Annotated in this window: 10 protein-coding genes; 4 read left to right on the top strand and 6 right to left on the bottom strand. The window is 48.9% G+C overall.

The window, feature by feature from the left end; all coding sequences use genetic code 11:
- Positions 1-219, bottom strand: a 219-nt coding sequence (gene tnpA / locus L4C36_RS13480; protein ID WP_428478329.1) for an IS66 family insertion sequence element accessory protein TnpA, incomplete at its 3' end; no start/stop codon positions are given.
- Between the two features lie 339 nt (positions 220-558).
- Between tnpA and L4C36_RS13475 the strand changes: the two genes are divergently transcribed.
- Positions 559-1,119, top strand: a complete 561-nt coding sequence (locus L4C36_RS13475; protein WP_428478328.1) for a DapH/DapD/GlmU-related protein — start codon at positions 559-561, stop codon at positions 1,117-1,119.
- A 140-nt stretch (positions 1,120-1,259) separates the two neighbouring features.
- Here L4C36_RS13475 and L4C36_RS13470 read toward each other — a convergent pair whose 3' ends face one another.
- The 3 genes from L4C36_RS13470 to L4C36_RS13460 form a co-directional block, all read right to left on the bottom strand.
- A complete protein-coding gene (locus L4C36_RS13470; RefSeq protein ID WP_428478327.1) occupies positions 1,260-1,709 on the bottom strand; it encodes a MarR family winged helix-turn-helix transcriptional regulator in 450 nt (149 codons plus the stop codon).
- Positions 1,710-1,847: 138 nt separating this feature from the next.
- A complete protein-coding gene (locus tag L4C36_RS13465; protein WP_428478326.1) occupies positions 1,848-4,997 on the bottom strand; it encodes an efflux RND transporter permease subunit in 3,150 nt (1,049 codons plus the stop codon).
- A gap of 2 nt (positions 4,998-4,999) precedes the next feature.
- On the bottom strand, positions 5,000-6,136 hold the full coding sequence (locus tag L4C36_RS13460; protein ID WP_428478325.1) for an efflux RND transporter periplasmic adaptor subunit: 1,137 nt from the start codon (positions 6,134-6,136) through the stop codon (positions 5,000-5,002).
- A 211-nt stretch (positions 6,137-6,347) separates the two neighbouring features.
- On the opposite strand from L4C36_RS13460, the gene L4C36_RS13455 reads away from it, so the two are divergent.
- Positions 6,348-6,998, top strand: coding sequence for a DUF305 domain-containing protein (locus L4C36_RS13455; RefSeq protein ID WP_428478324.1), 651 nt, complete (start codon positions 6,348-6,350; stop codon positions 6,996-6,998).
- A 154-nt stretch (positions 6,999-7,152) separates the two neighbouring features.
- Here L4C36_RS13455 and L4C36_RS13450 read toward each other — a convergent pair whose 3' ends face one another.
- On the bottom strand, positions 7,153-7,557 hold the full coding sequence (locus L4C36_RS13450; protein WP_428478323.1) for a hypothetical protein: 405 nt from the start codon (positions 7,555-7,557) through the stop codon (positions 7,153-7,155).
- Positions 7,558-7,865: 308 nt separating this feature from the next.
- Positions 7,866-8,870 (bottom strand): DUF6929 family protein, encoded by a 1,005-nt coding sequence (locus L4C36_RS13445; protein WP_428478322.1) that lies wholly within the window; start codon positions 8,868-8,870, stop codon positions 7,866-7,868.
- A 777-nt stretch (positions 8,871-9,647) separates the two neighbouring features.
- Here L4C36_RS13445 and L4C36_RS13440 point away from each other — a divergent pair.
- Together L4C36_RS13440 and hflX are read left to right on the top strand one after the other, a co-directional pair.
- Positions 9,648-10,526 (top strand): GGDEF domain-containing protein, encoded by an 879-nt coding sequence (locus L4C36_RS13440; RefSeq protein WP_428478321.1) that lies wholly within the window; start codon positions 9,648-9,650, stop codon positions 10,524-10,526.
- A 139-nt stretch (positions 10,527-10,665) separates the two neighbouring features.
- Positions 10,666-12,000 carry a GTPase HflX gene (gene hflX / locus L4C36_RS13435; RefSeq protein ID WP_428478320.1) on the top strand — a complete coding sequence of 445 codons (1,335 nt, stop codon included), beginning with the start codon at positions 10,666-10,668 and terminating at the stop codon, positions 11,998-12,000.
- Positions 12,001-12,024 lie beyond the last annotated feature (24 nt).

Here is a 12,024-nt window from a genome sequence, read left to right as displayed (position 1 = left end):
GCTAGGCAGAAACACTTCAACGCATGAAGCCTCTGCCTTTTCATCGAGCAAGATAGGTAATACACATTGAATCTCGTCATTAGTGCGTAGCTTTTTCAGCCAATAGTAAAACGTCGCCAGTTTGATATTACGCTGCTGACAAAAATCGGCTTTGGTGAGGTCGCTTTGGGTTTGCTCATCGATAATAGACTGCCAATGTTGTCGTTTGGTAGATGTCATGGTGTTTCTCCTTAAATAACGAAGAAACAGGATCGTCTATGTGGCTGAATTATTGAAGGTGGGGTTAATTCAGCGCTTACGTTTATTTAGCGCTATTAACAATGGGTGTCACGATTAGAGAAGGGTTTAATCATGGCTGTCACGATTAAAAAATGGGTGTCATGATTAGGGAAGTAAGGGAAAGGACGTTGGCTTACTCGCATCTTGTTTGACCCCCCAATCCTGCAAACTAACGTTACTCACGCTTTTTGCGGAAGAAGTGATACAAGGTGATGCTGGCAAGCGGGTCAGCATCGTGAGGTACCGACATATTTTTATTCATGGGAAGAGAGAAGTGACATGTTAAGACGAAATCCAAGTGGCCATATGCCGACTGTCTCTGAAACGGCGTTTATTGATCCGACGGCCATTATTTGTGGCAAGGTCATTATTGAAGATAACGTGTTTATTGGTCCGTATGCGGTGATCCGTGCTGATGAAGTGAATGAGCAGGGTGATATGGAAGCGATTGTGATCAAGCGCGATACCAATATTCAAGACGGCGTGGTGATCCATTCCAAAGCGGGGATGGCGGTAACCATTGGTGAGCGAACATCTATTGCCCACCGTTCAATCATTCACGGCCCGTGTGAAGTGAGTGATGACGTGTTTATCGGCTTTAACTCGGTGGTGTTCAATACCACGATTGGCAAAGGTTGTGTGATCCGCCATAACTGTGTGGTGGATGGATTGGATTTGCCGGAAGGGTTCCACGTGCCACCGATGACCAATATTGGGGCGGAGTTTGATCTCAACAGCATCTCGAAAGTGCCGCCGGAATATTCTGCGTTTTCTGAATCGGTCGTGTCGGCCAACCATACCTTGGTGCGTGGCTACAGACGTATTGCGAACGAGCTGTAACGAACAGAATGGCAGGGGAAGATTGGATGATGAGAAGGGCGAATTAAGCTGCCGAAAAGAAGGAGAGCCTCTGAGAGTCAGAGGTTCATCTGTTCACGGGTTATATGTGCAAAGGCGTATCGAGGCCGCGCCACTGACAATCAGAGGTTCGCTTGCGTCAGCTTACGCACTAAGCGAGAAAATTCGTGAGACTCGCCTTCAGATAGGCATGCAAAGAAATCCTGCTGTAAGTTATCCATGGTTTGGTGGGCAAACTGGAACGCTGCCATACCGTCAGGGGTGAGCGACAGCATTTTCAGGCGGTGATTGGTTTCGCATTTGGACACTGCCACAAAACCGCGCTTTTCGAGGTTATCCACCATGCGTTTGGCAACGCTGCGCTCGGTCATCACGGCATCAGCCAATTCCTGTTGGCTCATCGGTTGAAATTCTTCCAAGGCCGCTAAGGCACTCGCCATCTCTAATGTCATTTGGTACGGCTCAGACAGTTCAACCGAGGCGCGGTTGCGGTACATGCGTTGCATGACACTGCACACGTACATCGGGCTTTGATCCAACACGGAAATGGGAGAGATTTTTTGTTCTTTCATCGTGGCCTACTTAAATTTCGGTGGATGTCTGTGTTTAACTGACTGTTCATGCAAAAAAGAGCTTGATGCAAAAAGAAAGAGCGCTGAAAGCGTCAGCGCTCTTTTTTTCATGTTACCGCAAGGCAGTATAACGCCGCCTTACTCCGTCACAGGTGCCGACGTGACGGCTTTCGCTTGGGCGTTTTTCTTGTTATGACGGTCGAACAGACGTTCCACCACCACGAAGAACACTGGCACGAAGAAGATACCCAGTAGGGTCGCACTCACCATGCCGCCCAGTACCCCGGTACCTACCGCGTTCTGACCCGCCGAGCCGACGCCCGAACTGATCGCCAGCGGCACAACACCCAGACCAAACGCCAGCGAGGTCATGATGATAGGACGCAGACGCACACGTACCGCATGCAAGGTCGCTTCAATCAAACCGGCACCTTTTTCGTAGTATTCTTTGGCAAATTCTACGATCAGGATGGCGTTCTTGGTCGCTAGACCCACGGTGGTCAACAGACTCACCTGGAAGAACACATCGTTATCCATGCCGCGGCTCATCACCGCCAGTACCGCACCCAGTACGCCCAACGGTACCACAAGTACCACGGCTAATGGGACTGACCAGCTCTCGTACAAGGCTGCAAGCACCAAGAAGACAACCAGAATCGACAACGCGTACAGCATTGGCGCTTGGTTACCTGACAGGCGTTCCTCGTAAGAAATACCGTTCCAGTTGATGGTGAAGCCCGCAGGAAGTTGCTTCACCATGGCTTCAATTTCAGCCATCGCTTCACCGGTACTCACACCCGGCGCGGCGCCACCTTGGATATTCATCGCAGGCATGCCGTTGAAACGCTGTAGCAGCGGTGAACCGTAGCTCCACTCGCCGGTGGCGAAAGCAGAAAATGGCACCATCTCGCCTTGTGCGTTACGCACATACCAAGAATCAAAGTCTTCCGGTTGCATGCGGTGCTCAGCATCACTTTGCATCAAGACTTTCTTCACGCGACCACGGTCGATGAAATCATTAATGTAAGCACCACCCCATGCCGACGACAGGATTTGGTTCACATCATTAATGCTGACACCCAATGCACGCAGTTTGCTGTGGTCGATATTTACTTGGTACATCGGCGCATCGGCCTGACCGTTTGGACGCACACCCACCAGTTTCGGGTTTTGTGCCGCCATACCTAACATCTGGTATTGCGCTGCAACCAATGCGTCATGGCCTAAGCCGAGCGAATCTTGCAAGTAGAAATCGAAACCGGATGCGTTACCCAACTCTTGAATGGCCGGTGGCGCAAAGGCAAACACCATGGCTTCTTTAATCGTTGAGAAGTAACCCATGGCACGGCCCGTCAGTGACGCCGCGTCAGAGCCCGGTGTTTGACGCTCAGACCAGTCTTTCAGACCGATGAACGCCATACCCATGTTTTGACCTTGGCCGGCAAAGCTAAAGCCCGCGACCGAGAACACGGATTCCACGTTGTCTTTTTCTTCTTCCAAGAAATAGGTACGGATTTTATCCAGTGTTTTTTCTGTCTGCTCTTGGGTCGAGGTCGGTGGCAAAATCGCCATCGAGAACACGGTGCCTTGGTCTTCATCCGGTAGGAACGAGGTCGGCAGGTTCATGAACAGCCAACCCGTGCCCGCACTCATCGCAAGGAACACCAACAGCATACGGCCCGTACGCTTGAGCATTTTCGCCACGCCCGCTTCATAACCTGCGGTCACCGCGTCGAATTTGCGGTTAAACCAACCAAAGAAGCCGGTTTTCTCGCCAAATTCGGCGTCGCTCTTTTTCAGCAAAGTTGCACACAGGGCAGGGGTCAGGATGATCGCCACCAATACCGACAGCGTCATGGCTGCGACGATAGTGATAGAGAACTGACGGTAAATCACGCCCGTTGAGCCTGACATGAAGGCCATCGGCACGAATACCGCTGACAACGTCAAGCCGACACCGATCAAGGCGCCGGTGATCTGGCCCATCGATTTTTTGGTCGCTTCTTTTGGATCGAGACCGTCTTCATGCATCACACGTTCGACGTTCTCGACCACCACGATGGCATCATCCACCAACAAGCCGATGGCCAGTACCATCGCAAACATGGTCAGGGTGTTCACACTGAAGCCCGTCGCGTACAGCACGGCAAAGGTGCCGAGCAATACCACCGGTACCGCAATCGTTGGGATCAAGGTCGCGCGGAAGTTCTGCAAGAACAGGTACATGATCATAAAGACCAGCAATACCGCTTCTAGCAGGGTTTTCACCACTTCTTTGATCGACGCTTCAACAAACGGGGTGGTTTCAAACGGGTAGGCGATTTTCACACCGTCAGGGAAGGTTTCGCTGATCTGTGCTAGACGCGCCTTGACCGCTTCGGCCGTGTCCAGTGCGTTGGCACCGGTACCCAGTGAGATACCCAAACCTGCCGCCGGGAAGCCGTTGTACTGACCGTTGATGTCGTAGCTTTCAGCGCCGCGCTCAACACGTGCCACGTCTCGCAGGTACACGTTGGAACCGTTCGCTTCAGATTTCAAAATGATGTTATTGAACTCTGATACGTTGGTTAAACGGCTGGCCGACGAGATCGTTGCGTTCAGCAGTTGGCCTTTTTGCGCCGGTGCTGCACCCAATTGACCCGATGAGACTTGCGCGTTCTGCTCACGAATGGCATTGGCCACATCAATCGCTGTCAGGTTGAACTGCGTCAGTTTGAATGGGTCGAGCCACACACGCATCGCGTATTGTGAACCAAACGCCTGCACTTGGCCGACACCACTGATACGGCTGATCGGATCTTGAATATTGGTAACAACGAAGTCACCGATGTCGTTTTCCGTGAAGTCAGGATCTTCAGAATACACCGCGACGACCATCAAGAACGAGCTATTCGCTTTGTTGACGATGATGCCTTGGCTTTGTACTTCCATCGGCAGCGACGTCATCGCCAATTGCAGTTTGTTCTGTACCTGAACCTGTGCGATATCGGGATCGGCTTCGCTATCAAACGTCAACGTGATGGTGGCGTTACCAAACGCATCACTGCTTGAGTTCAGGTAGCGCAGGTAGTCCAGCCCCGTCATGTTTTGTTCGATAACCTGCGTCACCGAATCTTCTACCGTTTTGGCAGAGGCACCCGGGTAACGGGCGTTAATTGAGATCGTGGTCGGTGAAATGGTTGGGTATTGCGACACCGGCAAGTTGAACAGGGACATCACGCCCGACAACATCGTCAGAATCGCCAGTACCCAAGCAAACACCGGACGATCGATAAAAAATCGTGCCATGATTATGCCTGCTCACCGGGTTGAATCGTTACAGGGCTACCTGGACGTACCATTTGTAGGCCGGTCGTGATCACTTTGTCACCGGCTTTCAAGCCATCGGTGATGCGCCATTGGTTGTTGATCGCTTCTGCGGTCGTGACCGGTCTTACCGTCACTTTGCTGTCTGCGTCCACGGTCATGACTGAGGCTTTGCCTGTTGCATCACGCGTTACGGTGTTTTGTGGGATCAGGATGGCATGTGGATCCACGCCAACGGTGACGGTTGCACGCACGAACATGCCCGGCAACAATAAACCGTCTGGGTTGGCAAATTCAGCACGCAATGTGACGCTGCCTGTGCCTTCATCGACGTTCACTTCGGTAAATTTCAGTGCGCCTTTGTGGGCGTACGTGGAACCGTCTTCCAGAATAAGCGTGACTTGGGCGGATTCGTCTTTTTGCAGGTGACCTTGTGACATCGCGGCTTTTAGACGCAATAACTGAGCAGAAGATTGCACGATATCGACATTGATTGGGTCAAGCTGCTGAATGGTGGTCAGTGTGGCGGCTTGGTTGGCCGTCACTAACGCACCGGCTGTCACGTTCGACTTGCTGATCACACCACTGATTGGCGCTTCCACTTTCGCGTAAGACAGGTTGATCTTCGCGGTGTTGATCTTCGCTTTAGCCACAAGCGCTTGCGCTTTCGCTTCTTTGTAAGCGGCTTCGGCGTTGTCCAGATCCTGCTGGCTGATCGACTTTTTCGAGATCAACGTGCGGAAACGTTTCACGGTTGAATAGCTGGACTCTTCTGCGGCTTGCGCACGGATCAACTCGGCTTCCGCACTCAATAGCTCAGCTTGAATCGTTGAGTCATCAATTTGGTACAAGGATTGGCCTTTTTTGACGACGCCACCCTCGGTGAAGTTACGCTCAGAAATAATGCCCGTCACCTGTGGACGCACTTCGGCTTCCATATAAGCACGGCTGCGGCCTGGTAGCTCAACCGTTAGCGTTTGACGGACAGGTTCCACGGTCATTACCGTGACTTCCGGTGTCGGGGCGGGACCACTTGGGGCTTGTCCCTGTGGGCTCTGATCACAGCCAACCAAAAAAAGGCTCGACGCAACCAAAAGAGATAGCGTGGTTCTACGCATCATGAAAAATCTCTCGTATCTAACGCAAACAAAAATGACCCAATAAAAAGTCACCCATAATTAGTCGTTATAATAATTGCAAAGAGTGTTGTACATGCAACACCCTTACACTTCTTTACAATGCGTGCCCCAAGCCACGTGATTTCTGTGCTTGACCTTCCACCTACGGGATACTTTATTGTGCTGGCAATACAGATATAAAGAGATATATATAATGAAAAAAGTCAGCCTGTCCCTTCTTATTGCTGCGTTACTGTCATCTTCTGCGGTATTTGCACATGATATGCAACACGATGGTAAGCAGGGGGATCATCAGAATGCACACAGCAATGTGGCCAACTCACAAGCGATGATGGATGATTCCATGGCGGCGATGCACGGTATGCATACGTTGAAGCTGACAGGCATGCCGTCATACGATTTTGTGGCGGGGATGCTGCCTCATCATGAAGGCGCGATTGTGATGAGCGAGAAGATCTTGCCGTCACTGACCGATCCGCAAATCAAGCAGTTGGCAGAAAACATCATCAAGAGTCAGAAAGAAGAAGTGATCTTCATGAAGCAGTGGCTGGCGGCGCACAACACCATCAACCCGAAAGACGTGGATATGAAGGCCTCTGAAGCGATGATGAGTCAATCGATGGCGGTGATGCACGGCATGATGACCGTGAAATTAATGGGGAATCCGAATGTGGATTTCGTGGCCGGAATGATCCCGCACCATGAAGCAGCCATTAAGATGGCAGAAGTCGTGATGCCTTATTTGAAAGATCAGCAAATCAAAACCTTTGCTGAAAACATCATCAAAGCGCAGCAGCATGAAGTGGCGTTTATGAAAGTGTGGTTGGCGAAGCAAGCGGCATAAGGCTAAGCGGCTATTTTCGCAGCAGCGTTAGCGAGCTCGTTCGCAAGATCGTTACTGAAAGCGCTGGCGAAAATCCTTCCTGCACGCGGTGTATCTGTTGTGCAGGAAGGGGGAAGGAAGTGTTCAGGAAGTGTGAAGAAGGGCAGTTAACGCGTTATTTTGATGGGGTATCGAGCCATTTCATGGCGATTTCACCGGCGTTTAGAATCGCGTCGATATCTGCTGTGGACAGCGCTAAAACGGGGATGCTGTCTCCAAGGCACAAGGCCACCGACGCCATTTTTTTTGATAACACGTCAATATCTTCCGCTATCTCTTCACCTTTCTCACGTTGTCTTAAGGCGTTTTTTAAAAAACGCGCACTAAACCACGCCAGTCCACCGTAATTTGATAATCCCATTGCATGAGTTTGAGTCTCAGCCTCATGATAAAGAGGGGTGTGGGTGATCATGGTGACTTGTTTAGGGCTTAAGTCTTGTCCGGCACCCAACACGCGGTGATGTTGTTGGCAATATTCAAGCGCAGGCTGCAGTTTATTGTGGTGGCTAAATGGGAACATTGAAAACACCCTTTCTATTTCTGTCTTGTTATTTATATCAGTGAGGTGAATTCAGACTTTTTTCTTATTGGTCTGAAAGCATTAAAATTACAGTAATAGGAATGTATTGTGATTACAATATCCCTCATCGCTGTTATATTGCCGTTTTTTGCATTGTTTGAATGCAAATTTAAAACTTGAGCCGTGCGGGTATTATTGGTCGCATTTCTTTTTTGAATAAAAATGCTCACGATATGAAAAAGGCCGCAAATAGCGACCTTTTAATCATGTTGATATTCACTGTCTCACGTCATCAGACGGTGTGACGATTACTTATCAATCGTAAAGGTGAAGAACTGGCTGGTGCCGTTATCATTATCACTGACGATATAGCCTTTGGCTTGCTGCGACGTTTGTTGGGCAACCGCAATAGATTCAATCTTGGTAATAACCGTTTTACCGCCTTGTTCGACTTTTTGGCTGTAAGGAATGAGATCGAGATTCGACGTTTTATCTAATGTGGCCAATGGCAACACGCCGACAAAACTGCCCTGAATCGCACCATCATTCACGCTGCTTTGATTATTCCCTTCCACCGATGCGGTGAAAATCAAGCTGTTGCTGTCTTTCCAGTAATCGGCACCAGAGAAACAGGCTTGCACGCCGTTAATGGTAGGGAGTTGCGCTTGATATACTTTCAACGACGGCAGTGTCTTAGATTGACCGTCTAAATAGTGCATGAGATCAGTGGTCTTCATGGCGAAAATGGCATTTTTACCTTCATTGCCTCGGTTGAAGATGAAAATCTTATTGGCGGTGTTGGCAATGCCTTCAATATTGATTTTTTCTTCTTGAGTAAATCCTGCAGCCTGATGCAGTGTTGTATACAGGTTAGACAGTGACAGTTTTTGGTTTTCTCCCCCTTTTACAGGAACGAGATACGCATTTTCTCGTAAGGTTTTTTTACTGCCGGAGCCGATAACAAAGTAATAAGGCTGATTGTTGTAATGGAGCAGCGTCATCGATTCAAAGTCAGGTTTGGTTTTATGGTTAATTCGATTGTGTTTATTGACCGGGAAGTGATCAATCATCACTTTCTTCTCAATGTTAAAATCAGGGTTTACCGTAAATAACCACGGTGAATCATCACCGGTCACAATTAACTGTCCATTATGCATAACCATGCCAGATCCTGAGGAAAGGTTATGATTAATGGTGGAGTTTGCAATATCAAACGTAAAGGCTTCTGGTGCGGTGGCTGCTTGTGCGCAAGTATTGGTTAACAATGCAAGGGTACTGAGCAAGCCGATAGTCGCGTATTTATTTGTTTTCATTGTTATATCTACATATTGATGAAGACTGAATGTCATCGCACTCTACACCCGTTTATTCTTGATAAGAAGATAGGTCAATGTAGATTTTAGCTTTTAAATATGTTTTTAGGGTTTTTTATCTTTAACATATTGAAAAGTTATTGGAATTAATAAAGGTAAAAATCAGCATGCACAATAAAAGTGTTTATTATGCTGGCAATATACGGGAGGCTAGGAAGTGGGTGATGAATAAGAAAACGGCTTTCAGGGGGATGTGGGTGATTTTACCGTTAAACCACGACCATCCGGCGGACTACTGTGGGCAGGATAGTGGCATCGCATTCTCTTCCAGATAGGCGCTGGTTACTTACATACCATACTCAATGGTGACTAAATGGCATGCTGTATATACAGTGACCAGTATTCATGGCTGGTTGTGGGAATATTCCGACAAGCTCTGTGTGGCTGCGATGGTATTTTATTCAATGTAATGACGCCGTGAATGTGATGGAAAATTTTACTTGGAACGTGATAATTTTCACCGGATAATCCGCGCGATTTTTATGGGTGACATATTTTACGATGTTATTTCTGTATTAAATCCTGCTCTTCGTCTTAGTCGTTATTCCCACCATTTCTTGTGTCTGGATACTTTAATCCTCGGCGTCTCACGGTCTTGCGTTCATCTACCCGGTCGACGTTTTTCCTGTGTTATGACGGTGTGTTAACTAAGATTAAGGTTGAATAGTAATATTTATTTCCTAGTGGTAGGTAAGACAGTGATAGGTAAGAAACAAAATGCATTATGAACGTTTTTTCAATGGGGCTGCCTGCGGCCTTCTGATTTGTAAAAATGATCCTTACTCCACGATTGTGAGCGCGAATGATGCATTCTATACGTTAGTCGGCTACACCCGGGAAGAAATGCACCGTCTGCACCAAGACCGCTTTGCCGCCTTGGTGGTGGATGACTTATCGCCGATATTGAAAAAAGTGGGAGATTCAATTCAAGAAGGTACGGTTTTAGATTATGAATTTAGAATTAGGCATAAAAGCGGTGAGGTGCTGTGGATTCATGATATTGCCACCTATCATGCTGATGAGAATGTATTTTATGTGGTGATCATGAATATTTCTTATCGCCAAGTTGCGCTGGAGCAGGTGTATAAAACCGCGAGTGTGGATGGCCTGACAGGATTATTAAACCGGTATTATTTAGAAGCCGCCATACAAGACAAACTCAATACGGCGTCGCCGTCACCCTCGGCATTGTTGTTGATTGATCTTGATAATTTTAAACAGGTTAACGATACCTACGGGCATGTGGTCGGTGATCGTTTATTGCTGGATGTCAGCCAGAAATTAGCGGGGCTGTTTGGTGATAGTGGCATTCTCGGTCGCTTGGGGGGCGATGAGTTTTTGGTTTTCCTGCCCCATGTGCCATCAGCGGCTCGCTTAGCAAAGATCGCCCAGCAGGTGGTCATGCAATTGCAGTTTATGACGCAGGCGATCCCTGTTTCAGCCTCGGTCGGCGTGTGTTTTGATGTAGAAGGCACGGCGTCTTTCTCGGGATTGTACCGTGATGCTGATGATGCCTTGTATGCGGTAAAACGCGCGGGCAAGGCAGGGTATGTGTTGGTCGAGCAGGGCGGCACTGTGATCCCCACTGCCCCCTGACGGTGGGAATGCTGGGATCCATGACGATAACGCCCGTACGGTACATGCTATTTCGCTATAAAACACCGCAGTAACAGCGTACGATTCAGGCTCTTTCGTAACAATCAGGCGGCGCTTAGGTGCACGGACATAAAAAATTATGCAAATAACAGAAAAAGCATCACTTAACCACGCGTTACTTATCTCTATTTGCACACCGCAATTTAAAGGCGATGAAGCAACCGAATCACTGGCCGAGCTTGCACGCTTGGTCACGACCCTTGGGTTTAAAGTGGTCGGTACGCAGTCGCAAAAGCAAAGCTCGACCCAGAAAATGAATGTGCTGGGGGAAGGCAAACTGGCGGAAATCGCCCGCCTGACGGGCAACCGAGGGACGATTGAAGAAGAAATCGACCCAGAAGCATTATTTGAGGATCTGGATTTTTCGGATATTCCGACCGAGGATCTGCCGTTTGCCTGTGCGGATGTGGTGGTGTTTGACTGTGATTTAAGCCCATCACAACTGCGTAATGTCGAGAACCAATTAGGCGTCGAGGTGTTTGACCGCACGGGGATCATTATCGAGATCTTCAGCCGTCATGCCCGTACGCGTACCGCCCGTCTGCAAGTTGAAATTGCCCGTCTGAACTATTTAGCGCCGCGACTGCGTGAATCGACCAGTGGCAACAAAGAGCGCCAAATGGGGAAAGGGGCGGGTGAAACCACACTTGAACTCGACCGCCGTAAAGTCCGTGACCAATTAGCGGAACTACGCCGTGAATTGGTGAGCGTGCAAGAGGAAATGAAAGGCCGACGCACTCAACGTTCTGAGCTGTTTTCTGTCGCGCTGGTGGGTTACACCAATGCGGGTAAATCGTCCATGATGCGTGCCATTACGGGCAGTGACGTTGAAGGCGAAAACAAACTGTTTGCCACGCTGGATACCACCGTACGTGCGCTGTCCCCGATCACGCAACCGCGTATCTTGGTGTCAGATACTGTCGGGTTTATTAAAAAATTGCCGCACGATTTGGTGGCCTCTTTCCACTCTACGCTCGCTGAAGCGCATGATGCCTCATTGCTGTTGTATGTGGTGGATGCGTCTGACGCGTCTTTCCGATCGCAGTTGGAGGTGGTGCACGAGGTGCTTGAGGAAGTGGGTGTTGAGGGCATTAAAAAGCGATTGGTGTTGAATAAATCCGATCAGCTTAGCCTTGAACAGCAACAGGCGCTACTGGAAGAATTTCCTGATGCCATGATGATGTCAACGCGTAACCCGATGGATATTAAAAAGCTGCACCAATACATCGTGAGCGTGGCTGAGCATGACATGATTGAAGAAGAGATCATTGTCGCTTATGACGCGAAAGGGATCATCGGAGAGATTCGTTCAAGCATGAGTATCGTGAAAGAAGAGTATGAATATGATCATATTAAGCTCACGGTACGTTCAAGTGCGATTGATTTAGCGCGATTGAAAAAGCGCATGCAGTGATTGCTCGGCGGGTAATAGCCTGCC

Origin of the sequence: Photobacterium japonica (assembly GCF_050337005.1) — a bacterium.
Lineage (GTDB): Bacteria > Pseudomonadota > Gammaproteobacteria > Enterobacterales > Vibrionaceae > Photobacterium > Photobacterium japonica.
Note: the sequence above shows the minus strand (reverse complement) of the source record. Positions and strands in the feature narration are given on the sequence as shown.